We start from the raw sequence: 24,244 nt of genomic DNA, 5'->3' as shown, positions 1-24,244 counted from the left end.
GTGAAGTGAACAAGTGGTGGTTTCCTGCCTTGGCGGCGCTGGCTGTGCTCCACGGCTGTGCCAGCGTGCCGCGCGGCAATATTCCAGTGGTCGACTCGGGCTCCCCGGTATCCAACGGTGAGCGCGTCTCGGCCAACCGTAACGCGACCTATCCGACCAGCGGTGGCACCAGCCAGGCGCAGTCGCTGCCCGAGGACTCCGGGGTGACCGTGATGATCCCGCAGGGCACGGGCTCCACGCCGATCCAGGCTTTCCCGGCCGGCAGCGGCGCCGCACCGATCAGCACCGGGCCGATCACGACCAACCCCAACCCGGTTGCCGACGAGCCGTTCGACATCGCCTCGATGAACAGCGCGCCCAGTCCATCCAGCGCCCCGACCGGCATTCCGTCGGGCAACGTCTCCAGTGGCGGCCTGGCGGCCGACGAGCAGCTCGACGGCCCGGTTCTGGCGCTGCTGACCACCGCTCAGCAACAGCAAGGTGGTGGTGATTTCAACGGTGCGGCCTCGAGCCTGGAGCGCGCCCAGCGCATCGCCCCGCGCGAGCCGCAGGTGCTGTTCCGCCTGGCCCAGGTACGCCTGGCGCAAGGGGATGCGGCGCAGGCCGAGCAACTGGCGCGACGCGCCCTGACTTACGCCAACGGTCGTCCCGACTTGCAGGCCGAGCTGTGGAACACCATCGCCCAGGCCCGCGAGAAGCAGGGCGACAGCGCCGGTGCCGCCCTGGCGCGGCAGAAGGCGCAGGTCAAACTGTGATGGAACAGCGCATCCTCGATATCGCCGATCATTTGCTATTGATCGAGCGCGAGCTGCAGGTCCAGGGCTGGTGGAGCGCCGAACCGCCGAGCGAGCAGGCGCTGGCCAGCGTGGCGCCTTTCGCGGTCGATACCATGAGCTTCGAGCAGTGGTTGCAATGGATCTTCCTGCCGCGCATGAAGTTCATCCTCGAGCACGGCGATCCCCTGCCCAATGCGTCCGGCATCCTGGTCATGGCCGAAACGGTGTTCGTCGATCGTCCGCAAGAGAGTCGTGAGCTGCGGCGCCTGCTGGCAGCGTTCGACCAATTGATCAGCCCTTCCGCCTGATTTCTTCTCTTTTTCCTTCAAGGGCCGCAGATTGTGGCCCTTTTTTGTGGAAATCTTTATTTTTCTGCTGCTGGCTACCTTTTTCGTGGTGGCAGGAATTCATCCTGGGTGAAAATTGGCAATAATTTTTCTTGACTTGCGCGCGGCGAATCAGAAGAATCCAGTTTCCGCTGTAGGGGGACTGCCAGAAGCAGACCCGCTAAGCAGATCATGAGGCGCACACCCGCGCCGACTCGTTACACCCCGCAACGCGTTACCTCGCGCTGGGTGGGAAGACCCCGCAACACTCTGGGGCGATCCCAATACTTGCTCAGTCAGTGCTGACGTTCGCTCATGCTCTGCTTGGCAGTAAACCTATTAAGACCCGCCCGCGTGGGCGGTATTCTGGCGTTTTAGAGGTGAACAACGTGGAGCTTTTATCTGGCGCTGAGATGGTCGTCCGCTTCTTGCGTGACGAAGGCGTTAAGCACATCTACGGGTACCCTGGTGGTGCTCTCCTTCATGTTTACGACGCCCTGTTCAAGGAACCGGAGATCAATCACATCCTGGTTCGCCACGAGCAGGCTGCCACCCATATGGCGGACGGCTACGCCCGTGCCACCGGCAAGGCCGGCGTGGTGCTGGTGACCTCCGGCCCAGGCGCGACCAATGCCATCACTGGCATTGCCACCGCCTACATGGATTCGATCCCGATGGTCATCCTGTCCGGCCAGGTGCCCAGCACCATGGTGGGCACCGATGCCTTCCAGGAAACTGACATGATTGGTATTTCCCGGCCGATCGTGAAGCACAGCTTCATGGTCAAGCATGCCTCGGAAATCCCGGAAGTTCTGAAAAAAGCCTTCTACCTGGCGCAATCCGGCCGTCCCGGCCCGGTCGTGGTCGACATTCCAAAAGATATGACCAACCCGGCCGAGAAGTTCGAATACGTCTATCCGAAGAAGGTCAAGCTGCGTTCCTACAGCCCGGCCGTTCGGGGCCACTCCGGGCAGATCCGCAAGGCGGCCGAGATGCTCCTGGCGGCCAAGCGCCCGGTGGTCTACTCCGGCGGCGGCGTGGTTCTCGGCGGTGGCTCCGAAGCCCTCACCGAGATCGCCAAGTCGCTGAACCTGCCGGTCACCAACACCCTGATGGGTCTGGGTGGCTTCCCGGGTACCGATCGTCAGTTCCTCGGCATGCTCGGCATGCATGGCAGCTACACCGCCAACATGGCCATGCACCATGCCGACGTGATCTTCGCGGTCGGCGCGCGCTTCGATGACCGTGTGGTCAACGGCCCGGCCAAGTTCTGCCCGAATGCCAAGATCATCCACATCGATATCGACCCTGCGTCGATCTCCAAGATGATCAAGGCCGACGTGCCGATCGTCGGGCCGGTCGAGAGCGTGCTGAACGAGATGCTGACCATCCTCAAGGAAATCGGCGAGCAGCCTGAGAAGGCGGCGCTGGATGCCTGGTGGAAGCAGATCGACGAATGGCGCGGCGATCGCGGCCTGTTCCCCTACGACAAGGGCGACGGCAGCATGATCAAGCCGCAGACCGTGATCGAGACCCTCTGCGAAGTGACTAACGGCGATGCCTTCATCACCTCCGACGTGGGCCAGCACCAGATGTTCGCGGCGCAGTACTACCGCTTCAACAAGCCCAACCGTTGGATCAACTCCGGTGGCCTGGGCACCATGGGCTTCGGTTTCCCGGCGGCGATGGGCATCAAGCTCAACTTCCCCGACCAGGACGTGGCCTGCGTGACCGGTGAAGGCAGCATCCAGATGAACATCCAGGAACTGTCCACCTGCATGCAGTACGACCTGCCGGTGAAGATCGTCAACCTGAACAACGGTGTGCTGGGCATGGTGCGCCAGTGGCAGGACATGTCCTACAACGGTCGTCACTCGCACTCCTACGTGGAGTCGCTGCCTGATTTCGTCAAGCTGGTCGAGGCCTATGGCCACGTGGGTATCCGCATCACCAGCCTGAAGGATCTCAAGCCGAAGCTGGAAGAGGCCTTCGCGATGAAAGACCGCCTGGTGTTCATCGATATCGCGGTCGACAGGACCGAGCACGTCTACCCGATGCAGATCAAGGACGGCTCGATGCGTGACATGTGGCTGAGCAAGACGGAGCGTACCTGATATGCGGCACATCATTTCCCTGCTGCTGGAAAACGAACCCGGTGCCTTGTCTCGCGTGGTCGGCCTGTTCTCCCAGCGCAACTACAACATCGAAAGCCTGACCGTGGCGCCGACCGAGGATCCAACCCTGTCGCGCCTGACCCTGACCACCGTTGGTCATGACGAAGTGATCGAGCAGATCACCAAGAACCTGAACAAGCTGGTGGAAGTGGTCAAGCTGGTCGATCTGTCGGAAAGTGCTCACATCGAGCGCGAACTGATGCTGGTCAAGGTCAAGGCCACCGGTGCCCAGCGCGCCGAGATCAAGCGCACCACGGACATCTTCCGTGGCCAGATCGTCGATGTCACCTCCAGCGTGTACACCGTGCAGCTCAGCGGTACCAGCGACAAACTGGACAGCTTCATCCAGGCCATCGGCACCGCGTCGATCCTGGAAACCGTGCGCAGCGGCGTCACCGGCATCGCCCGTGGCGACAAAGTGCTCAGCATCTGAATACTGCAAGACAAGAATCAGTGATGGCTCCGTGAGCCGAGATATAACAGGGGTATTTCATGAAAGTTTATTACGACAAAGACTGCGACCTTTCGATCATCCAGGGCAAGAAAGTCGCCATCATCGGTTACGGCTCCCAGGGCCACGCCCAGGCGTGCAACCTGAAGGACTCCGGTGTGGACGTTACCGTCGGTCTGCGTAAAGGTTCGGCCACCGTCGCCAAGGCAGAAGCCCATGGCTTGAAAGTCGCCGACGTCGCTACCGCCGTCGCCGCTGCCGACCTGGTCATGATCCTGACCCCGGACGAGTTCCAGGGCGCCCTGTACAAGAGCGAGATCGAGCCGAACATCAAGCAGGGTGCTACCCTGGCCTTCTCCCACGGCTTCTCGATCCACTACAACCAGGTCGTGCCGCGTGGCGACCTCGACGTCATCATGATCGCGCCGAAGGCCCCGGGCCACACCGTTCGCTCCGAGTTCGTCAAGGGCGGCGGTATCCCTGACCTGATCGCTGTCTACCAGGACGCTTCCGGCAACGCCAAGAACGTCGCGCTGTCCTACGCCGCTGGCGTCGGCGGTGGCCGTACCGGCATCATCGAAACCACCTTCAAGGACGAGACCGAGACCGACCTGTTCGGTGAGCAGGCCGTTCTGTGCGGCGGTACCGTCGAGCTGGTCAAGGCCGGTTTCGAAACCCTGGTCGAAGCGGGCTACGCGCCAGAAATGGCCTACTTCGAGTGCCTGCACGAGCTGAAGCTGATCGTCGACCTCATGTACGAAGGCGGCATCGCCAACATGAACTACTCGATCTCCAACAACGCCGAGTACGGTGAGTACGTCACGGGCCCAGAGGTCATCAACGAAGAATCCCGCAAGGCCATGCGCAACGCTCTGAAGCGCATCCAGGACGGCGAGTACGCGAAGATGTTCATCTCCGAGGGTGCTACCAACTACCCATCGATGACCGCCAAGCGTCGTAACAACGCCGCTCACGGCATCGAAGTCATCGGCGAGCAACTGCGCTCCATGATGCCTTGGATCTCGGCCAACAAGATCGTCGACAAGACCAAGAACTGATCCTGGTCCGGCGAGATGAAAAACGCGGCTTCGGCCGCGTTTTTTCGTTTACGCGCCCCGCTTCTGGTATAAAGCGACCAACGGCTTGCTGTCAGCACCTGTTTCGCAAGCCCATGTCGAACATTTTCCATCCTGCAAGGTATTTTTCATGAGCGAACGTCCCGAAGAGCCGAACAAGCCCTCCGACGCCGAAAGCCTGCTACCTGTCGATGAACACATCGAGGAAGGGCACGACGCCGAAGGACGCAAGGTCCGGCACCGCGGTATCTACCTGCTGCCCAACCTGTTCACCACCGCCAATCTGTTCGCCGGCTTCTATTCGATCGTCAGCTCCATCAGCGCCCATGGTTATCTCAGCGCGGGCGATCCGCGCGAGGCGAGCAAGTACTTTGCCTTCGCCGCGATCGCCATCTTCGTGGCCATGGTCCTCGACAGCCTGGACGGCCGCGTGGCGCGCATGACCAACACCCAGAGCGCGTTCGGCGCCGAGTACGACTCGCTGTCGGACATGGCCGCTTTCGGCGTGGCGCCCGCATTGCTGGCGTTCGTCTGGGCCCTGGGCGACATGGGCAAGGTCGGCTGGATGGTCGCCTTCATCTATGTGGCGGGGGCCGCGCTGCGCCTGGCGCGCTTCAACACCCAGGTCGGCACCGCCGACAAGCGCTACTTCATCGGCTTGGCCAGCCCGGCAGCCGCAGGCGTGGTCGCCGGTATCGTGTGGGCGTTCAGCGACTACGGTATCCAGGGCTCGAAGCTGTCGTTCCTGGTGGCCTTGCTGGTGGCTGCCGCCGGCATGCTGATGGTGAGCAACATCAAGTACAACAGCTTCAAGGAACTGGACCTCAAGGGCCGTGTGCCGTTCGTGGCGATCCTGGCCGTGGTGCTGGTGTTCGCCGTGGTATTCAGCGACCCGCCACGTATCCTGCTGCTGATCTTCCTCGGCTATGCGATCTCCGGCCCCGTGCAGTACCTGCTGCGCCGTCGCAAAGCCTGACAACGATTTAATGATGCAATAACCTGCCGGCTCCATAGTCTTACTGGTACATCCGTCACCTGTGCTGTGGAGCCGTCATGCTGATCAAGCTTCCCAGATCGTCCGACTGCAAAGGGTCGGAGATCACCCCCGAAGGTCTTTATCTTTCCCGGCGCACCCTGCTCGGTGGTTCCCTGGCCGGGTTGGCCCTTGGTACGTTGCCGGGCATCGCGCAGGCGGTCGAGGCGTCGCGCTATGCCGATGTCGCGCCAGGTGCCGCACCTGGCTGGTTCATCGACAAGCTCGGCGATACCCGCTGGCAGGCGGTGACGGTCAAGGACGAGGCGATCACGCCGTTCAAGGATGCCACCCACTACAACAACTTCTATGAGTTCGGGCCCGACAAGGGCGATCCGGCGGCCAATGCCGGCAGCCTGAAGACCGAGCCCTGGAGTCTGGTGGTCGATGGCGAGGTCGGCAAGCCCGGACGCTATGCGCTCGAAGACTTCGTCAAGCCTCACCAGCTCGAGGAGCGCATCTACCGGCTGCGCTGTGTCGAGGCGTGGTCGATGGTCATTCCCTGGCTGGGCTTTCCGTTGGCGGCGGTGCTCGAGCAGGTCGAGCCGACCTCCAGGGCGCGCTATGTGCGCTTCGAGACCCTGCAGGACCCACAGAACATGCCCGGGCAGCGCTCAGGCTTCGCCCTGATCGACTGGCCCTACGTGGAAGGCTTGCGCCTGGACGAGGCGATGAACCCGCTGGCGATCATGGCGGTGGGCATGTATGGCCGGGAGCTGCCCAACCAGAACGGTGCGCCGCTGCGCCTGGTGGTGCCATGGAAGTACGGGTTCAAGAGCATCAAGTCGATCGTGCGCATCAGCCTGGTAGCGGATCAGCCGCGGACCACCTGGGAGAGCCTGGCGCCCGATGAGTACGGCTTCTATGCCAACGTCAACCCGACGGTCGATCATCCACGCTGGAGCCAGGCCCGGGAGCGGCGCTTGCCCAGTGGCCTGTTCAGCCCCAATGTGCGCGATACCTTGATGTTCAATGGCTATGCCGATGAAGTGGCGTCGCTGTATACCGGGCTCGACCTGCGGAAGCACTACTGATGCGCTACCCCTGGTTTCGCTTGGCGATCTTCCTGGTGGGGTGTTTCTTTCCCGCCTGGTGGCTGTACGAGGCGGCGATGGACCTGCTCGGCCCGGACCCGGGAAAGATCCTGGTGGATCGCCTGGGGCTGGGGGCGCTGATCTTTCTTTTGGTCACCCTTGCCATGACGCCCTTGCAGCGGTTGACGGGGTGGTCGGGCTGGATCGTCGTGCGCCGGCAGCTCGGCCTGTGGTGCTTTGCCTATATCGTGTTGCACATGACGGCCTACATGGTGTTCATCCTGGGGCTGGATTGGGGGCAGTTGGGCGTGGAGTTGCGCAAGCGCCCCTATATCATCGTCGGCGCCCTTGGTTTTCTCGGGCTGCTGGCGTTGGCCGTCACCTCCAACCGCTACAGCCAGCGGCGTCTGGGCGCCCGTTGGAAGACGTTGCACAAGCTCGTCTACGTGATCCTGGGGTTGGGATTGCTGCATTTCCTGTGGGTGGTGCGTTCCGACCTGAAGGAGTGGGTGCTGTATGCCGCTATCGGGAGTTTTTTGTTGGTGCTGCGGATTCCGGCGGTCTGGCGACGTGTGCCCCGCTTGTTCGGGCGGCGGGGTAGGGCGGCATAAGCACTGCCTGGATTGCGCTGAGCCCGGGGAGCCGGCTTGCCGGCGATGCGCTCGGGCATATTGTTGAAGTTTATTAAGGATTTATGAAAATAACGGTTGACGGGGTTTCGAATCCCCTTATAATGCGCCCCACTTCCGACGTAGTCGAAACGAAAAACTCCTTGAGATTCAACGAGTTGAACGCTTCAGGTAGTGTCGGAAGGGCTTCGGTCCTTCGATCGGCAGCGGTGCAAAAGGCAGTTGACAGCAGGCGGTAACGCTGTATGATTCGCCTCCCGCTACGAGCGATCGCAGCGAGTCAAGTGGTTGAAGTGAAACGAAAAACTTCAAAACAAACGCTTGACAGACTCTGAGGAAAGCGTAGAATGCGCGCCTCGGTTGAGACGAAACGCTCTTGACCAAACGCTCTTTAACAATCGAATCAAGCAATTCGTGTGGGTGCTTGTGAGTACGGACTGATAGTCGCCAAGATTATCAGCATCACAAGTGGCCATATGAGAAATCACATAGTCATTTGAGATTGCTGAGCCAAGTTTAGGGTTACTTAAAAACCCAAGCAGTATTGAACTGAAGAGTTTGATCATGGCTCAGATTGAACGCTGGCGGCAGGCCTAACACATGCAAGTCGAGCGGATGAAGTGAGCTTGCTCATGGATTCAGCGGCGGACGGGTGAGTAATGCCTAGGAATCTGCCTGGTAGTGGGGGACAACGTTCCGAAAGGGGCGCTAATACCGCATACGTCCTACGGGAGAAAGTGGGGGATCTTCGGACCTCACGCTATCAGATGAGCCTAGGTCGGATTAGCTAGTTGGTGGGGTAATGGCTCACCAAGGCGACGATCCGTAACTGGTCTGAGAGGATGATCAGTCACACTGGAACTGAGACACGGTCCAGACTCCTACGGGAGGCAGCAGTGGGGAATATTGGACAATGGGCGAAAGCCTGATCCAGCCATGCCGCGTGTGTGAAGAAGGTCTTCGGATTGTAAAGCACTTTAAGTTGGGAGGAAGGGCAGTAAGCGAATACCTTGCTGTTTTGACGTTACCAACAGAATAAGCACCGGCTAACTCTGTGCCAGCAGCCGCGGTAATACAGAGGGTGCGAGCGTTAATCGGAATTACTGGGCGTAAAGCGCGCGTAGGTGGTTCGTTAAGTTGGATGTGAAAGCCCCGGGCTCAACCTGGGAACTGCATCCAAAACTGGCGAGCTAGAGTACGGTAGAGGGTGGTGGAATTTCCTGTGTAGCGGTGAAATGCGTAGATATAGGAAGGAACACCAGTGGCGAAGGCGACCACCTGGACTGATACTGACACTGAGGTGCGAAAGCGTGGGGAGCAAACAGGATTAGATACCCTGGTAGTCCACGCCGTAAACGATGTCAACTAGCCGTTGGAATCCTTGAGATTTTAGTGGCGCAGCTAACGCATTAAGTTGACCGCCTGGGGAGTACGGCCGCAAGGTTAAAACTCAAATGAATTGACGGGGGCCCGCACAAGCGGTGGAGCATGTGGTTTAATTCGAAGCAACGCGAAGAACCTTACCAGGCCTTGACATGCAGAGAACTTTCCAGAGATGGAGAGGTGCCTTCGGGAACTCTGACACAGGTGCTGCATGGCTGTCGTCAGCTCGTGTCGTGAGATGTTGGGTTAAGTCCCGTAACGAGCGCAACCCTTGTCCTTAGTTACCAGCACGTCATGGTGGGCACTCTAAGGAGACTGCCGGTGACAAACCGGAGGAAGGTGGGGATGACGTCAAGTCATCATGGCCCTTACGGCCTGGGCTACACACGTGCTACAATGGTCGGTACAGAGGGTTGCCAAGCCGCGAGGTGGAGCTAATCTCACAAAACCGATCGTAGTCCGGATCGCAGTCTGCAACTCGACTGCGTGAAGTCGGAATCGCTAGTAATCGCGAATCAGAATGTCGCGGTGAATACGTTCCCGGGCCTTGTACACACCGCCCGTCACACCATGGGAGTGGGTTGCACCAGAAGTAGCTAGTCTAACCTTCGGGAGGACGGTTACCACGGTGTGATTCATGACTGGGGTGAAGTCGTAACAAGGTAGCCGTAGGGGAACCTGCGGCTGGATCACCTCCTTAATCGAAGACATCAGCCTGCTGATGAGCACCCACACGAATTGCTTGATTCCTTGAAGAAGACGATGTGACGCGACCCTGTGATAGGTCTGTAGCTCAGTTGGTTAGAGCGCACCCCTGATAAGGGTGAGGTCGGCAGTTCAAATCTGCCCAGACCTACCAATTTGTTGTGGTGCAGCCTGTATACGGGGCCATAGCTCAGCTGGGAGAGCGCCTGCTTTGCACGCAGGAGGTCAGCGGTTCGATCCCGCTTGGCTCCACCATGTTGCCGTTACCTGCAGAACTTAGAAATGAGCATTCGTGAATGAATGTTGATTTCTGACTTTTGTCAGATCGTTCTTTAAAAATTCGGATATGTGATAGAAAGACTGATGACGCACTTTCACTGGTGTGGCATCAGGCTAAGGTAAAATTTGTGAGTTCCGCTCGAAAGAGCGACATGCGAATTTTCGGCGAATGTCGTCTTCACAGTATAACCAGATTGCTTGGGGTTATATGGTCAAGTGAAGAAGCGCATACGGTGGATGCCTTGGCAGTCAGAGGCGATGAAAGACGTGGTAGCCTGCGATAAGCTTCGGGGAGTCGGCAAACAGACTGTGATCCGGAGATCTCTGAATGGGGGAACCCACCTAGGATAACCTAGGTATCTTGTACTGAATCCATAGGTGCAAGAGGCGAACCAGGGGAACTGAAACATCTAAGTACCCTGAGGAATAGAAATCAACCGAGATTCCCTTAGTAGTGGCGAGCGAACGGGGACCAGCCCTTAAGCTGGCTTGAGATTAGTGGAACGCTCTGGAAAGTGCGGCCATAGTGGGTGATAGCCCCGTACACGAAAATCTCTTGTCAGTGAAATCGAGTAGGACGGAGCACGAGAAACTTTGTCTGAACATGGGGGGACCATCCTCCAAGGCTAAATACTACTGACTGACCGATAGTGAACCAGTACCGTGAGGGAAAGGCGAAAAGAACCCCGGAGAGGGGAGTGAAATAGAACCTGAAACCGTATGCGTACAAGCAGTGGGAGCCTACTTTGTTAGGTGACTGCGTACCTTTTGTATAATGGGTCAGCGACTTATATTCAGTGGCGAGCTTAACCGAATAGGGGAGGCGTAGCGAAAGCGAGTCTTAATAGGGCGTTTAGTCGCTGGGTATAGACCCGAAACCGGGCGATCTATCCATGGGCAGGTTGAAGGTTAGGTAACACTGACTGGAGGACCGAACCGACTACCGTTGAAAAGTTAGCGGATGACCTGTGGATCGGAGTGAAAGGCTAATCAAGCTCGGAGATAGCTGGTTCTCCTCGAAAGCTATTTAGGTAGCGCCTCATGTATCACTGCTGGGGGTAGAGCACTGTTTCGGCTAGGGGGTCATCCCGACTTACCAAACCGATGCAAACTCCGAATACCAGCAAGTGCCGAGCATGGGAGACACACGGCGGGTGCTAACGTCCGTCGTGAAAAGGGAAACAACCCAGACCGTCAGCTAAGGTCCCAAAGTCATGGTTAAGTGGGAAACGATGTGGGAAGGCTTAGACAGCTAGGAGGTTGGCTTAGAAGCAGCCATCCTTTAAAGAAAGCGTAATAGCTCACTAGTCGAGTCGGCCTGCGCGGAAGATGTAACGGGGCTCAAACCATGCACCGAAGCTACGGGTGTCACTTAGGTGACGCGGTAGAGGAGCGTTCTGTAAGCCTGTGAAGGTGAGTTGAGAAGCTTGCTGGAGGTATCAGAAGTGCGAATGCTGACATGAGTAACGACAATGGGTGTGAAAAACATCCACGCCGAAAGACCAAGGTTTCCTGCGCAACGTTAATCGACGCAGGGTTAGTCGGTCCCTAAGGCGAGGCTGAAAAGCGTAGTCGATGGAAAACAGGTTAATATTCCTGTACTTCCGGTTATTGCGATGGAGGGACGGAGAAGGCTAGGCCAGCTTGGCGTTGGTTGTCCAAGTTTAAGGTGGTAGGCCGAGATCTTAGGCAAATCCGGGATCTCAAGGCCGAGAGCTGATGACGAGTGCTCTTTAGAGCGCGAAGTGGTTGATGCCATGCTTCCAAGAAAAGCTCCTAAGCTTCAGATAACCGGGAACCGTACCCCAAACCGACACAGGTGGTCGGGTAGAGAATACCAAGGCGCTTGAGAGAACTCGGGTGAAGGAACTAGGCAAAATGGCACCGTAACTTCGGGAGAAGGTGCGCCGGCGAGGGTGAAGGACTTGCTCCGTAAGCCCATGTCGGTCGAAGATACCAGGCCGCTGCGACTGTTTATTAAAAACACAGCACTCTGCAAACACGAAAGTGGACGTATAGGGTGTGACGCCTGCCCGGTGCCGGAAGGTTAATTGATGGGGTTAGCGCAAGCGAAGCTCTTGATCGAAGCCCCGGTAAACGGCGGCCGTAACTATAACGGTCCTAAGGTAGCGAAATTCCTTGTCGGGTAAGTTCCGACCTGCACGAATGGCGTAACGATGGCGGCGCTGTCTCCACCCGAGACTCAGTGAAATTGAAATCGCTGTGAAGATGCAGTGTATCCGCGGCTAGACGGAAAGACCCCGTGAACCTTTACTATAGCTTTGCACTGGACTTTGAGCTTGCTTGTGTAGGATAGGTGGGAGGCTTTGAAGTGGGGACGCCAGTTCCCATGGAGCCATCCTTGAAATACCACCCTGGCAACCTTGAGGTTCTAACTCAGGTCCGTGATCCGGATCGAGGACAGTGTATGGTGGGTAGTTTGACTGGGGCGGTCTCCTCCCAAAGAGTAACGGAGGAGTACGAAGGTGCGCTCAGACCGGTCGGAAATCGGTCGCAGAGTATAAAGGCAAAAGCGCGCTTGACTGCGAGACCCACACGTCGAGCAGGTACGAAAGTAGGTCTTAGTGATCCGGTGGTTCTGTATGGAAGGGCCATCGCTCAACGGATAAAAGGTACTCCGGGGATAACAGGCTGATACCGCCCAAGAGTTCATATCGACGGCGGTGTTTGGCACCTCGATGTCGGCTCATCACATCCTGGGGCTGAAGCCGGTCCCAAGGGTATGGCTGTTCGCCATTTAAAGTGGTACGCGAGCTGGGTTTAGAACGTCGTGAGACAGTTCGGTCCCTATCTGCCGTGGACGTTTGAGATTTGAGAGGGGCTGCTCCTAGTACGAGAGGACCGGAGTGGACGAACCTCTGGTGTTCCGGTTGTCACGCCAGTGGCACTGCCGGGTAGCTATGTTCGGAAGAGATAACCGCTGAAAGCATCTAAGCGGGAAACTCGCCTCAAGATGAGATCTCACTGGGGTCTTGAACCCCCTGAAGGGCCGTCGAAGACTACGACGTTGATAGGTCGGGTGTGTAAGCGCTGTGAGGCGTTGAGCTAACCGATACTAATTGCCCGTGAGGCTTGACCATATAACACCCAAGCAATTTGCGTGCAGCGGATTGCGGTGGTGAAGACGCAAGGCCGAAAGTTCGCAACCACAAAGATCACGTATCCGAATTGGCTGGAGTGTCCATCTGGATGTTCTGGCAACAGAATTTCTTGACGACCATAGAGCATTGGCACCACCTGATCCCATCCCGAACTCAGCAGTGAAACGATGCATCGCCGATGGTAGTGTGGGGTTTCCCCATGTGAGAGTAGGTCATCGTCAAGATTCATTTCGCAAAACCCCTATCTGCGCGAGCAGGTAGGGGTTTTGTCTTTCTGGCGCTGGGCTGGGGATTGGCGGTGGCCCCATCGCTGGCAAGCCAGCTCCCACAGGTACAGCGCAGACCTGCAAGCCAGCGCCATCCCTGTGGGAGCCGGCTTGCCGGCGATGGGGCGCGAAGCGGCCCCAAAGGCCAGCTCAGCCGCCACCCCTCCAACTTTGCCTATGCAAGCCTTTCGTTCAACCCGCCAGGTGTCCCTTTCTTCGAGCCAGAACACTAGAATAGGGCCCACGTATCCATTCAGACCTTCGATATGCCCAATCCTGTCGATCCCGAAGCGCTGCCCCAATTACCGCTGGACGAACTCGTGGCCTGTCACGAATGCGACCTGCTGATGCGCAAGCCAGTGCTGCAGAATGACGAAAAGGCCCATTGCCCCCGCTGCGGCTACGAGCTCTACGCCCACCGCCATAACGTGGTCAATCGCAGCCTGGCGCTGGTGTTGACGGCCCTGCTGCTCTATGTGCCTGCCAACTTCCTGCCCATCATGCAGTTGCACCTGCTCGGCCAGACCTCCGACGACACCGTCTGGAGTGGCGTCGTCGGCCTGTACAACTCGCAGATGCGCGGCGTCGCCGTGGTGGTGTTCCTGTGCAGCATGGCCATCCCCTTGCTCAAGCTGCTGTGCCAACTGGTCGTGTTGCTGAGCATTCGCCTGAACATCGGACGCAGCCATGGCCTGCTGTTCTACCGCATCTATCACCACCTGCGTGACTGGGGCATGCTCGAGGTGTACTTCATGGGCGTCCTGGTGGCCATCGTCAAGTTGGTCGACCTGGCGGAGCTGACCATAGGCCTTGGCCTTTTCTGTTTCATCAGCCTGCTGCTGGTCCAGGTATGGCTGGAAGTGGTGATGTCGCCACACCAGATCTGGATCGCCCTGTCAGGGGAGGATATCCATGCGGGCGATTGATGCAGGCATCCTGGTCTGCAATGAATGCCATGAGCTGAACCGGCAGGTGCCTGGCGGCGACTCTCAGACCTGCACCCGCTGCGGCGCCGTGGTCCATGCGCGCCGCCCCAACAGCATCGTGCGCACCTGGGCCCTGCTCATCACGGCCTCGATCCTCTACATCCCCGCCAACGTGCTGCCGATCATGACGGTGAGCGCCTTGGGCCAGGGCAGCCCGGACACCATCATGTCCGGCGTCATCACCTTGCTCAAGCACGGCATGTTGCCGATCGCCGCGGTGGTGTTCATCGCCAGCATCCTGGTGCCGACCTTCAAGCTGGTCGGCATCGGCCTGCTGCTCTACTCGGTGCAGCGTCACCAGCCCTTGTCGGCGCGGCAGAGGATCCTGATGTACCGCTTCATCGAATTCATCGGACGCTGGTCCATGCTGGATATTTTCGTCATCGCCATCCTCGTGGCGGTGGTGAATTTTGGCCGCATCGCCAGTGTCGAAGCCAACCTGGGCGCCGTCGCCTTCGCCTCCGTGGTGATCTTGACGATGCTCGCAGCCTTAACTTTCGATCCCCGACTGATCTGGGACAATACGGAGTCGGATGACGACCATGAGTGACATGCCTACGGCTAAAACCCGCCCAGCTTCGAATTGGTCGGCCATCTGGATCCTGCCGCTGATCGCTTTGGTGATCGGTGGCTGGCTGGCCTGGCAGGCCTACCGTGACGCCGGTGTGGAGATCCAGGTCCGCTTCCTCACCGGCGAGGGCATCGTCGCCAACAAGACCGAAGTCATCTACAAGGGCATGTCGGTCGGCAAGGTGAAGAGCCTGGTGCTCGATGTCGAAGGCGACGGCACCGGGGTTATCGCCACCGTCGAGATGAACAAGGCTGCGGAGCCGCACCTGACCACCGGGACGCGCTTCTGGCTGGTCAAGCCGAGCGTCAGCCTGGCTGGCATCTCCGGCCTGGAAACCCTGGTATCGGGTAACTACATCGCCGTGAGCCCAGGCGAAGGCGAGAAGACCAAGCAGTTCACCGCCTTGTCGGAGGCGCCGCCGTTGTCCGACAGCGAGCCGGGCCTGCACCTGACCCTCAAGGCTGATCGCCTCGGTTCGCTCAACCGCGACAGCCCTGTGTTCTACAAGCAAATCCAAGTCGGTCGGGTGAAGAGCTACCGCCTCTCCGAGGACCAGGACACAGTAGAGGTCAAGGTCTTCATCGAGCCGGCCTACGCCAACCTGGTGCGCAAGCACACGCGGTTCTGGAACGCCAGCGGCATCAGTATCGACGCCGACCTGTCTGGTGTGAAGCTGCGCAGCGAATCCCTTGCCAGCATCGTCGCCGGCGGCATCGCCTTCGCCACGCCCGAGCACCGCAAGGACAGCCCGCCCACCGACCCGAGCCTACCGTTCCGCCTGTACGAGGATTTCGACGCCGCCCAGGCGGGGATCCGCGTCAAGGTCAAGCTGAGCGACTACGAGGGCCTGCAGGCCGGTCGTACGCCGGTCATGTACAAGGGGATCCAGGTCGGTTCGCTGAAGACCCTGAAGATCGAGGAAGACCTGTCCAGCGCCTCGGCCGAGCTGACCTTGGATCCGCTGGCCGAAGACTACCTGGTCGATGGCACCCAGTTCTGGGTGGTCAAGCCCTCCATCTCCCTGGCCGGCATCACCGGCCTGGAAGCCTTGGTGAAGGGCAACTACATCGCCATTCGTCCGGGCGAGAAGGGGGCCAGGCCGCAGCGTGAGTTCGAGGCGCGGGCAAAGGCGCCGCCGCTGGACCTCAAGGCCCCGGGTCTGCACATGGTGCTGTTCGCCGACACCCTCGGCTCCCTCGAAGTCGGCAGCCCGGTGACCTATCGCCAGGTCAAGGTCGGCAGTGTGCAGAGCTACCAGTTCGCCCGCGACAGCAAGCGCATTCTGATCGGGGTGCACATCGAGAAGGAGTATGCGAACCTGGTCAACGGCTCCACACGCTTCTGGAACGCCAGCGGCATCACCCTCTCCGGCGGGTTGTCGGGGATCAAGATCAAGAGCGAGTCGCTGCAGACCCTCATGGCCGGTGGCATCGCCTTCGACACGCCCAGGGCCGACGTGCCCCTGAAGCGGCGCATTCCACGCTTTCGCCTGCACGAGAGCCAGGAGGCCGCCGATCGCGCCGGTACCCTCATCACCATCCGTGTCGATCGCGCCGATGGCCTGAAGCCGGGCACCCCGATTCGCTTCCGCGGCCTGGACGTGGGCAGCATCGAGAGCGTCGACCTGACCGCGGACCTGCAGGCAGTCCTGCTCAGGGCACGCATCACCGCCGCGCAGGAGCGCATCGCCCGGGCCGGTACGCGCTTCTGGGTGGTCAAGCCGGCCTTCGGCCTGGTGCGTACCGAGAACCTCGATACCTTGGTGGGTGGCCAGTACCTGGAAGTCCAGCCGGCAGTGCAGGACAGGGGGCCGCAGCGTGATTTCATCGCTCTGCCCGAGGCCCCGGAAGCGGTCGCGCAGCAAGCCGGCCTGCCGCTGACGCTCAGCGCACCGCGCCGTGGCTCGATCAAGCCGGGCGTACCGGTGACCTATCGCGAGGTCACGGTGGGCAAGGTCACCGGCTTCGAGCTGGGGCAGACCGCCGACCGGGTGCTGATCCACATCCTCATCGAGCCTCGCTATGCGGCGTTGGTCCGGGGTGGCAGCCGGTTCTGGAACAGCAGCGGCTTCGGCTTCGACTGGGGGTTGTTCAAGGGCGCCACGGTGCGCACCGAGTCCCTGGAGACCTTGATCGACGGCGGCATTGCTTTCGCAACGCCCGATGGCGAGAAGATGGGTAACCCGGCACGCCCGCAGCAGACCTTTGCCTTGTTCGACAAGCCGGAGGATGAGTGGCTGCAGTGGGCACCGAAGATCCAGATCGCGAAGTGAGGCCTAAGGTCGGGCTTCGGTGCTGGCCGGTGGTCAGGTAGGGTTGTAAGCCTGGGGCTGCTTTGCAGCCCATCGCCGGCAAGCCGGCTCCCACAGGGTGCGAGTCGACCGAGAATGACGCGGTTTACAGGGGCCCTATGTGCGCGGGCTTGCCGGAGAACAGGCCAGCTTAGGCACCCGTTATCGATGGCAATGAACACAAATCACAGGCAACAAAAAACCGACCCTAGGGTCGGTTTTTCGACAAGCGTGTCGCTTAGGCAGCTGCAGCTTCTTTCAGCGCCTTGATGTGGCCATTCAGACGGCCTTTGTGGCGAGCAGCCTTGTTCTTGTGGATGATGCCCTTGTCGGCCATACGGTCGATTACAGGCACAGCCAGAATGTAGGCGGCTTGCGCTTTTTCGGCGTCTTTTGCGTCGATGGCCTTGACTACATTCTTGATGTAGGTACGGACCATGGAACGCAGGCTGGCGTTGTGGCTGCGACGCTTCTCAGCCTGTTTTGCACGTTTCTTGGCGGAAGGTGTGTTGGCCACCGTCGAGCTCCTCGAAAGACTTTAGGTAAATAGCAAACAAAATAGGCCGCGAATCATGCCGATCAGTCGAGCGGATGTCAAGGCCACTTGCAGGGTTCCGCCGAGTGGAGCGCAAGCGCGAAGGAATGATTCCTTTCTGCGCAGCGACCTGTAAACTCGGGAGTTTTGGCTTGCCCTGCATAGACGCGCAAGTATCGCATATTCGCGCGCCTTCTGGCAGCGCTCTCCGTCCCAGGCGTGAAACTTTTCGATGAACCTGCTCAAATCCCTGGCCGCGGTCAGCTCCATCACCATGATTTCCCGGGTGCTGGGGTTCGTCCGCGATACCATCCTGGCGCGGGTGTTCGGTGCCGGCATCGCCACCGACGCCTTCTTCATCGCCTTCAAACTGCCCAACCTGCTGCGCCGGATCTTCGCCGAGGGCGCCTTTTCCCAGGCCTTCGTGCCGATCCTGGCCGAATACAAGACCCAGCAGGGCGAGGAGGCGACCCGAACCTTCATCGCCTATGTCAGCGGCTTGCTGACCCTGTCCCTGGCCTTGGTCACCGCCCTGGGTATCCTCGCCGCGCCCTGGGTGGTCTGGGTCACCGCGCCCGGTTTCGTCGACAGCGCCGAGAAATACGAGCTGACCACCGCGCTGCTGCGGGTGACCTTTCCTTATATATTGCTGATCTCGCTGTCCTCGCTGGTCGGGGCGATCCTCAATACCTGGAACCGCTTCTCGGTTCCGGCGTTCACGCCGACCCTGCTGAACGTGGCGATGATCGCCTTCGCCGTGCTGCTGACCCCGTACTTCGACCCGCCGATCATGGCCCTGGCCTGGGGCGTGCTGGCCGGCGGCCTGGCGCAACTGCTGTACCAACTGCCCGCGTTGAAGAAGATCGGCATGCTCGTGCTGCCGCGCCTGAACCTGCGCGACACCGGCGTCTGGCGGGTACTCAAGCAGATGCTGCCGGCGATCCTCGGGGTATCCGTCAGCCAGATCTCGCTGATCATCAACACCGTCTTCGCCTCGTTCCTGGTAGCCGGGTCGGTCTCCTGGATGTACTACGCCGATCGCCTGATGGAGCTGCCTTCGGGGGTGCTGGGCGTGGCCCTGGGCACGATACTGCTGCCGACCCTGGCCAAGACCTACGCCAACCGTGACCGCCAGGAGTACTCGCGGATCCTCGACTGGGGCCTGCGCCTGTGCTTCCTGCTGGTGCTGCCCTGCACCCTGGCCCTGGCGATCCTCGCCGAGCCGCTGACCGTGGCGCTGTTCCAGTACGGCAAGTTCACCGCCTTCGACGCCGCCATGACCCAGCGGGCGCTGATCGCCTATTCCGTCGGCCTGTTGGCGATCATCCTGGTCAAGGTGCTGGCCCCCGGCTTCTATGCGCAGCAGAATATCCGCACGCCGGTGAAGATCGCGATCTTCACCTTGGTCTGCACCCAGCTGTTCAACCTGGCCTTGATCGGCCCGCTCAAGCATGCCGGCCTTGCCCTGGCGATCAGCCTCGGCGCCTGCCTCAACGCAGGCCTGTTGTACTGGAAACTGCGCAGCCAGCAGTTGTTCCAGCCACAGCCGGGCTGGCCCCTGTTCCTGGCCAAGCTGGTCCTGGCGGTGTTGCTGATGTCTGCGGTGCTGCTGGTGGGGATGCACTACATGCCCGCCTGGGCGCAGGGCAACATGCCCGAGCGCTTCCTGCGCCTGGGTGGGTTGATCCTGGCAGGCGTGCTGACCTATTTCGGCTGCCTGCTCCTGTGCGGTTTCCGCCCGCGGCACTTCGCCCGCAAGGCCTTGCACTGAGGCGAGGAGCGGGCCAGGCGTCGGTTTTTCGCATTCCACGCCCCACTGTGGCGCTGCTGCCTGTCACCGGCGCCCGGGTGTGGTTATAATCGGCCACTTTATGAGCAAGAAGCGCGTTATGCAGCTGGTTCGAGGACTTCACAACCTGCGCCCCGAGCACCGGGGCTGTGTCGCCACCATTGGCAACTTCGACGGGGTTCACCGGGGCCACCAGGCGATCCTGGGGCGCCTGCGCGAACGTGGGCAGGAACTTGGCCTGCCGACCTGCGTGGTGATCTTCGAGCCGCAGCCGCGCGAGTACTTCGCCCCCGATACCGCCCCCGCCCGCCTGGCCCGCCTGCGCGACAAGATCGAGCTGCTCGCCGCCGAGGGCATCGACCGGGTGCTGTGCCTGGCCTTCAACCAGCGCCTGAGCAAGCTCGGCGCCGATGAATTCGTCGAGACCATCCTGGTCGACGGCTTGGGCGTGCGTCACCTGGAGGTCGGCGACGATTTCCGCTTCGGCTGCGACCGCTCTGGCGACTTCGCCTTCCTGGTCGAGGCCGGGCGCCAGCATGGCTTCACCGTCGAGGCCGCCAATACCGTCGAGCGGGACGGCCTGCGGGTCAGCAGCACCGAAGTGCGCAATGCCCTGGCCAACGCCGACTTCGTGCTGGCCGAGCACCTGCTGGGCCGCCCCTATTGCATCAGCGGCCGGGTGCTGCACGGCCAGAAGCTGGCCCGCCAGCTCGGCACGCCGACCGCCAATATCCAGCTCAAGCGCCGCCGCGTGCCGCTGAGCGGGGTCTACCTGACCAGCGCCGAGATCGATGGCCAGGTCTGGCCAGGTGTCGCCAACATCGGGGTACGGCCCACCGTCGCCGGTGACGGGCGCCCCCATCTGGAGATTCACCTCCTGGATTTCGCCGGCGACCTGTATGGCCGGCGCCTGACGGTGGAGTTCCACCACAAGCTGCGCGAGGAGCAGCGATTCGCCTCCCTGGAGGCGCTGAAGTCGGCGATCGACGCGGACATCGCCGCCGCACGTGCCCACTGGCACGCTCAACCGCTAACGAAGAGCCTGAAATGACCGACTACAAAGCCACGCTAAACCTTCCGGACACCGCCTTCCCGATGAAGGCCGGCCTGCCTCAGCGCGAACCGCAGATCCTGCAGCGCTGGGACAGCATTGGCCTGTACCAGAAGCTGCGCGAGATTGGCAAGGACCGTCCGAAGTTCGTCCTGCACGACGGCCCGCCCTATGCCAACGGCAAGATCCACATCGGTCATGCGCTGAACAAGATCCTCAAGGACATGATCGTCCGCTCCAAGACCTTGTCGGGCTTCGACGCGCCCTACGTGCCGGGTTGGGACTGCCACGGCCTGCCGATCGAGCACAAGGTCGAGGTCACCCACGGCAAGCACCTGTCCCCGGACCAGACCCGCGAGCTGTGCCGCGCCTACGCCGCCGAGCAGATCGAAGGGCAGAAGACCGAGTTCATCCGCCTGGGCGTGCTGGGTGACTGGGACAACCCCTACAAGACCATGAACTTCGCCAACGAGGCCGGCGAGATCCGCGCCCTGGCCGAGATGGTCAAGCAAGGCTTCGTGTTCAAGGGCCTCAAGCCCGTGAACTGGTGCTTCGACTGCGGCTCGGCCCTGGCCGAGGCCGAGGTCGAGTACGCCGACAAGAAATCCCAGACCATCGACGTGGCCTTCGAGGTCGTCGATGCCGACAAGCTGGCCGCTGCCTTCGGCCTGGCGAGCCTGGCCAAGCCGGCCGCCATCGTGATCTGGACCACCACCCCCTGGACCATCCCGGCCAACCAGGCGCTGAACATCCATCCGGAGTTCAACTACGCCCTGGTCGATACCGGCGAGCGCCTGCTGGTGCTGGCCGAGGAACTGGTCGAGTCGTGCCTCGGGCGCTATGGCCTGGAAGGTTCGGTGATCGCCACCGCGCCGGGCTCGGCGCTGGAGCTGATCAACTTCCGCCACCCGTTCTACGACCGCCTGTCGCCGATCTACCTGGCCGACTACGTCGAGCTGGGCGCCGGTACCGGCGTGGTGCACTCGTCGCCAGCCTACGGCGAGGATGACTTCGTCACCTGCAAGCGCTACGGCATGCTCAACGACGACATCCTCACCCCGGTGCAGAGCAACGGCGTGTACGTGCCCTCGCTGGAATTCTTCGGCGGCCAGTTCATCTGGAAGGCCAACCCGGCCATCGTCGAGAAGCTGCGCGAAGTCGGCGCGCTGATGCACACCGAGACCATCAGCCACAGCTACATGCATTGCTGGCGCCACAAGACCCCACTGATCTACCGTGCCACCGCCCAGTGGTTCGTCGGCATGGACCGCCAGCCCAACAGCGGCGATACCCTGCGCGAGCGCGCCCTCAAGGCCATCGAAGAAACCAAGTTCGTGCCGTCCTGGGGCCAGGCGCGTCTGCACGCGATGATCGCCAACCGTCCCGACTGGTGCATCTCGCGTCAGCGCAACTGGGGCGTGCCGATCCCGTTCTTCCTCGACAAGCAGACCGGCGAGCTGCACCCACGCACCGTCGAGCTGATGGAGGAAGTGGCCAAGCGCGTCGAGCAGGAAGGCATCGAGGCCTGGTTCAAGCTGGACGCCGCCGAGCTGCTCGGTGATGAAGCCGCCCAGTACGACAAGATCACCGATACCCTGGACGTCTGGTTCGACTCCGGCACCACCCACTGGCATGTGCTGCGCGGCTCCCATGACATCGGCCACGCCACCGGACCGCGCGCCGATCTGTACCTGGAAGGTTCCGACCAGCACCGTGGCTGGTTCCATTCCTCGCTGTTGACCGGCTGCGCCATCGACAACCACGCGCCGTACCGCGAACTGCTGACCCACGGCTTCACCGTGGACGAGAGCGGCCGCAAGATGTCCAAGTCGCTGGGCAACACCATCGAGCCGCAGAAGGTCAACGACACCCTGGGTGCCGACATCCTGCGCCTGTGGGTCGCCGCCACCGACTATTCCGGCGAGATGGCCGTGTCCGAGCAGATCCTGCAGCGCAGTGCCGACGCCTACCGCCGTATCCGCAACACCGCACGCTTCCTGCTCTCCAACCTGACCGGCTTCGACCCGGCCCGTGACCTGCTGCCGGCCGAAGAGATGCTGGCGCTGGACCGTTGGGCGGTCGACCGTACCCTGCTGCTGCAGCGCGAGCTGCAAGAGCACTACGGCGAGTACCGCTTCTGGAACGTCTATTCCAAGGTGCACAACTTCTGCGTCCAGGAGCTGGGCGGCTTCTACCTCGACATCATCAAGGACCGTCAGTACACCACTGGTGCCAACAGCGTCGCCCGCCGCTCCTGCCAGACCGCGCTGTACCACATCAGCGAGGCCCTGGTGCGCTGGATCGCGCCGATCCTGGCGTTCACCGCCGACGAGATCTGGCAGTACCTGCCAGGCGAGCGCAACGAGTCGGTCATGCTCAACACCTGGTATGAAGGCCTGGCCGAGCTGCCCGAAGGCTTCGAGCTGAATCGCGCCTACTGGGATCGCGTCATGGCGGTCAAGGCGGCGGTCAACAAGGAGCTGGAGAACCAGCGCGCGGCCAAGGCCATCGGCGGCAACCTGCAGGCCGAGGTGACCCTGTTCGCCGAGCAAGGGCTCAGCGCCGACCTGGCCAAGCTGGGCGACGAGCTGCGCTTCGTGCTGATCACCTCCGCCGCCAGCGTGGTGCCGTTCGTCCAGGCGCCGGCCGATGCCGTGACAACCGAGGTCGAAGGCCTCAAGCTGAAAGTCGTCAAGTCCGGCCATGCCAAGTGCGGCCGCTGCTGGCACTTCCGCGCCGACGTCGGCAGCCATCCGGAGTACCCGGAGATCTGTGGCCGTTGCGTAGACAACATCAGCGGTTCCGGCGAGGTGCGTCACTATGCCTAACCCTGCTGCGGGGCGCTTCGGGCGCCTTGCCTGGCTCTGGCTGAGCCTGGTGGTCCTGGTCCTCGACCAGGCCACCAAGGTCTATTTCGAGGGTGCCCTGAGCCTGTACCAGCAGATCGTGGTCATCCCCGACTACTTCAGCTGGACCCTGGCCTACAACACCGGCGCCGCCTTCAGCTTCCTCGCCGACAGCTCCGGCTGGCAGCGCTGGCTGTTCGCCCTGATCGCCCTGGTGGTCAGCGCGGTGCTGGTGGTCTGGCTCAAGCGCCTGGGGCGCAACGAGACCTGGCTGGCCATCGCCCTGGCCCTGGTGCTGGGGGGCGCGCTGGGCAACCTGTACGACCGCATCGTGCTGGGGCACGTGGTCGACTTCATCCTGGTGCACTGGCAGAACCGCTGGTATTTCCCGGCCTTCAACCTGGCCGACAGTGCCATTACCGTTGGCGCGGTGATGTTGGCGCTGGATATGTTCAAGAGCAAGAAGTCCGGAGAACCTGTCCATGACTGAGACCCGTATCGGCCAGAACACCGAAGTCACCCTGCACTTCGCGTTGCACCTGGAAAACGGCGACACCGTCGACAGCACCTTCGACAAGGCACCGGCCTGCTTCAAGGTCGGTGATGGTAACCTGCTGCCCGGCTTCGAAGCCGCCCTGTTCGGCTTCAAGGCCGGTGACAAGCGCACCCTGACCATCGCTCCGGAGAACGCCTTCGGCCAGCCGAACCCGCAGAACGTGCAGGTGATGCCGCGCTCGCAGTTCACCGACATGGCGCTTTCCGAAGGCCTGCTGGTGATCTTCAACGATGCCGCCAACGCCGAGTTGCCGGGCGTGGTCAAGGCTTTCGACGACAACCAGGTGACCATCGACTTCAATCACCCACTGGCTGGCAAGACCCTGAACTTCGAGGTAGAGATCCTCGAGGTGAAGGCGCTGTAAGC

General features: G+C 60.9%; 17 protein-coding genes, 2 tRNA genes and 3 rRNA genes. 21 read left to right on the top strand and 1 reads right to left on the bottom strand.

Annotated elements, in window-relative coordinates:
- Positions 1–5: 5 nt before the first annotated feature.
- The 16 genes from ACDI39_RS12960 to ACDI39_RS12885 all read left to right on the top strand — a co-directional run bounded on the left by ACDI39_RS12960 (position 6) and on the right by ACDI39_RS12885 (position 17,083).
- Complete coding sequence (locus ACDI39_RS12960) at positions 6–755, top strand: tetratricopeptide repeat protein (protein ID WP_225790225.1); 750 nt, start codon at positions 6–8, stop codon at positions 753–755.
- Positions 752–1,084 (top strand): YqcC family protein, encoded by a 333-nt coding sequence (locus tag ACDI39_RS12955; RefSeq protein ID WP_225790224.1) that lies wholly within the window; start codon positions 752–754, stop codon positions 1,082–1,084. The genes ACDI39_RS12960 and ACDI39_RS12955 overlap by 4 nt, the downstream gene beginning before the upstream one ends.
- Before the next feature lie 407 nt (positions 1,085–1,491).
- Positions 1,492–3,216: an acetolactate synthase 3 large subunit gene (locus tag ACDI39_RS12950; protein WP_225790223.1), complete on the top strand. Its 1,725-nt coding sequence runs from the start codon at positions 1,492–1,494 to the stop codon at positions 3,214–3,216.
- Position 3,217: 1 nt separating this feature from the next.
- Complete coding sequence (gene ilvN, locus ACDI39_RS12945) at positions 3,218–3,709, top strand: acetolactate synthase small subunit (protein WP_225790222.1); 492 nt, start codon at positions 3,218–3,220, stop codon at positions 3,707–3,709.
- Positions 3,710–3,768: 59 nt separating this feature from the next.
- Entirely contained in the window at positions 3,769–4,785 is a 1,017-nt protein-coding gene (gene ilvC / locus ACDI39_RS12940; protein WP_225790221.1) for a ketol-acid reductoisomerase, read from the top strand.
- Between the two features lie 148 nt (positions 4,786–4,933).
- Entirely contained in the window at positions 4,934–5,779 is an 846-nt protein-coding gene (gene pssA / locus ACDI39_RS12935) for a CDP-diacylglycerol--serine O-phosphatidyltransferase (RefSeq protein ID WP_225790220.1), read from the top strand.
- A 77-nt stretch (positions 5,780–5,856) separates the two neighbouring features.
- A complete protein-coding gene (gene msrP / locus ACDI39_RS12930) occupies positions 5,857–6,870 on the top strand; it encodes a protein-methionine-sulfoxide reductase catalytic subunit MsrP (protein WP_225790219.1) in 1,014 nt (337 codons plus the stop codon).
- Entirely contained in the window at positions 6,870–7,481 is a 612-nt protein-coding gene (msrQ, locus tag ACDI39_RS12925) for a protein-methionine-sulfoxide reductase heme-binding subunit MsrQ (RefSeq protein WP_225790218.1), read from the top strand. Before msrP ends, msrQ begins: the two co-directional genes overlap by 1 nt.
- A gap of 564 nt (positions 7,482–8,045) precedes the next feature.
- Positions 8,046–9,582, top strand: a 16S ribosomal RNA gene (locus ACDI39_RS12920).
- Positions 9,583–9,664: 82 nt separating this feature from the next.
- Positions 9,665–9,741 (top strand) — tRNA-Ile (locus ACDI39_RS12915).
- Between the two features lie 25 nt (positions 9,742–9,766).
- Positions 9,767–9,842, top strand: a tRNA-Ala gene (locus tag ACDI39_RS12910).
- A gap of 234 nt (positions 9,843–10,076) precedes the next feature.
- Positions 10,077–12,967 (top strand): 23S ribosomal RNA (locus ACDI39_RS12905).
- A gap of 129 nt (positions 12,968–13,096) precedes the next feature.
- Positions 13,097–13,212 (top strand): 5S ribosomal RNA (gene rrf, locus ACDI39_RS12900).
- Together the 16S, 23S and 5S rRNA genes with 2 tRNA genes alongside form the textbook arrangement of a ribosomal RNA operon.
- 308 nt (positions 13,213–13,520) lie before the next feature.
- Complete coding sequence (locus ACDI39_RS12895; RefSeq protein WP_225789508.1) at positions 13,521–14,180, top strand: paraquat-inducible protein A; 660 nt, start codon at positions 13,521–13,523, stop codon at positions 14,178–14,180.
- Positions 14,167–14,790 (top strand): paraquat-inducible protein A, encoded by a 624-nt coding sequence (locus tag ACDI39_RS12890; protein ID WP_225789509.1) that lies wholly within the window; start codon positions 14,167–14,169, stop codon positions 14,788–14,790. The genes ACDI39_RS12895 and ACDI39_RS12890 overlap by 14 nt, the downstream gene beginning before the upstream one ends.
- Positions 14,783–17,083: a PqiB family protein gene (locus ACDI39_RS12885; protein WP_225789510.1), complete on the top strand. Its 2,301-nt coding sequence runs from the start codon at positions 14,783–14,785 to the stop codon at positions 17,081–17,083. Before ACDI39_RS12890 ends, ACDI39_RS12885 begins: the two co-directional genes overlap by 8 nt.
- A gap of 256 nt (positions 17,084–17,339) precedes the next feature.
- Here ACDI39_RS12885 and rpsT read toward each other — a convergent pair whose 3' ends face one another.
- Complete coding sequence (rpsT, locus tag ACDI39_RS12880; RefSeq protein ID WP_023382471.1) at positions 17,340–17,618, bottom strand: 30S ribosomal protein S20; 279 nt, start codon at positions 17,616–17,618, stop codon at positions 17,340–17,342.
- 250 nt (positions 17,619–17,868) lie between these two features.
- Here rpsT and murJ point away from each other — a divergent pair, with 250 nt between their 5' ends.
- The 5 genes from murJ to fkpB all read left to right on the top strand — a co-directional run bounded on the left by murJ (position 17,869) and on the right by fkpB (position 24,242).
- Complete coding sequence (gene murJ, locus ACDI39_RS12875; protein ID WP_486538833.1) at positions 17,869–19,407, top strand: murein biosynthesis integral membrane protein MurJ; 1,539 nt, start codon at positions 17,869–17,871, stop codon at positions 19,405–19,407.
- Positions 19,408–19,525: 118 nt separating this feature from the next.
- Complete coding sequence (ribF, locus tag ACDI39_RS12870; protein WP_225789512.1) at positions 19,526–20,476, top strand: bifunctional riboflavin kinase/FAD synthetase; 951 nt, start codon at positions 19,526–19,528, stop codon at positions 20,474–20,476.
- Positions 20,473–23,304: an isoleucine--tRNA ligase gene (gene ileS, locus ACDI39_RS12865; RefSeq protein WP_253080045.1), complete on the top strand. Its 2,832-nt coding sequence runs from the start codon at positions 20,473–20,475 to the stop codon at positions 23,302–23,304. Before ribF ends, ileS begins: the two co-directional genes overlap by 4 nt.
- Entirely contained in the window at positions 23,297–23,812 is a 516-nt protein-coding gene (gene lspA, locus ACDI39_RS12860; protein WP_225789514.1) for a signal peptidase II, read from the top strand. The genes ileS and lspA overlap by 8 nt, the downstream gene beginning before the upstream one ends.
- Entirely contained in the window at positions 23,805–24,242 is a 438-nt protein-coding gene (fkpB, locus tag ACDI39_RS12855; protein ID WP_225789515.1) for an FKBP-type peptidyl-prolyl cis-trans isomerase, read from the top strand. Before lspA ends, fkpB begins: the two co-directional genes overlap by 8 nt.
- The last annotated feature ends 2 nt before the right edge of the window (positions 24,243–24,244 follow it).

It is taken from the genome of Pseudomonas sp. Tun-23181 (assembly GCF_057415455.1).
The sequence above is the reverse complement of the archived record's forward strand: the minus strand, read 5'-3'. Positions and strand labels throughout refer to the sequence as shown.

Excerpts from the sequence above, each read along its gene's own strand:
- pssA (WP_225790220.1), top strand. The coding sequence starts at position 4,934 with ATGAGCGAACGTCCCGAAGAGCCGAACAAGCCCTCCGACGCCGAAAGC.
- fkpB (WP_225789515.1), top strand. The coding sequence starts at position 23,805 with ATGACTGAGACCCGTATCGGCCAGAACACCGAAGTCACCCTGCACTTC.
- msrP (WP_225790219.1), top strand. The coding sequence starts at position 5,857 with ATGCTGATCAAGCTTCCCAGATCGTCCGACTGCAAAGGGTCGGAGATC.
- ilvC (WP_225790221.1), top strand. The coding sequence starts at position 3,769 with ATGAAAGTTTATTACGACAAAGACTGCGACCTTTCGATCATCCAGGGC.
- ilvN (WP_225790222.1), top strand. The coding sequence starts at position 3,218 with ATGCGGCACATCATTTCCCTGCTGCTGGAAAACGAACCCGGTGCCTTG.
- lspA (WP_225789514.1), top strand. The coding sequence starts at position 23,297 with ATGCCTAACCCTGCTGCGGGGCGCTTCGGGCGCCTTGCCTGGCTCTGG.
- ileS (WP_253080045.1), top strand. The coding sequence starts at position 20,473 with ATGACCGACTACAAAGCCACGCTAAACCTTCCGGACACCGCCTTCCCG.
- ACDI39_RS12895 (WP_225789508.1), top strand. The coding sequence starts at position 13,521 with ATGCCCAATCCTGTCGATCCCGAAGCGCTGCCCCAATTACCGCTGGAC.
- murJ (WP_486538833.1), top strand. The coding sequence starts at position 17,869 with ATGAACCTGCTCAAATCCCTGGCCGCGGTCAGCTCCATCACCATGATT.
- msrQ (WP_225790218.1), top strand. The coding sequence starts at position 6,870 with ATGCGCTACCCCTGGTTTCGCTTGGCGATCTTCCTGGTGGGGTGTTTC.
- ACDI39_RS12885 (WP_225789510.1), top strand. The coding sequence starts at position 14,783 with ATGAGTGACATGCCTACGGCTAAAACCCGCCCAGCTTCGAATTGGTCG.
- ribF (WP_225789512.1), top strand. The coding sequence starts at position 19,526 with ATGCAGCTGGTTCGAGGACTTCACAACCTGCGCCCCGAGCACCGGGGC.
- ACDI39_RS12890 (WP_225789509.1), top strand. The coding sequence starts at position 14,167 with ATGCGGGCGATTGATGCAGGCATCCTGGTCTGCAATGAATGCCATGAG.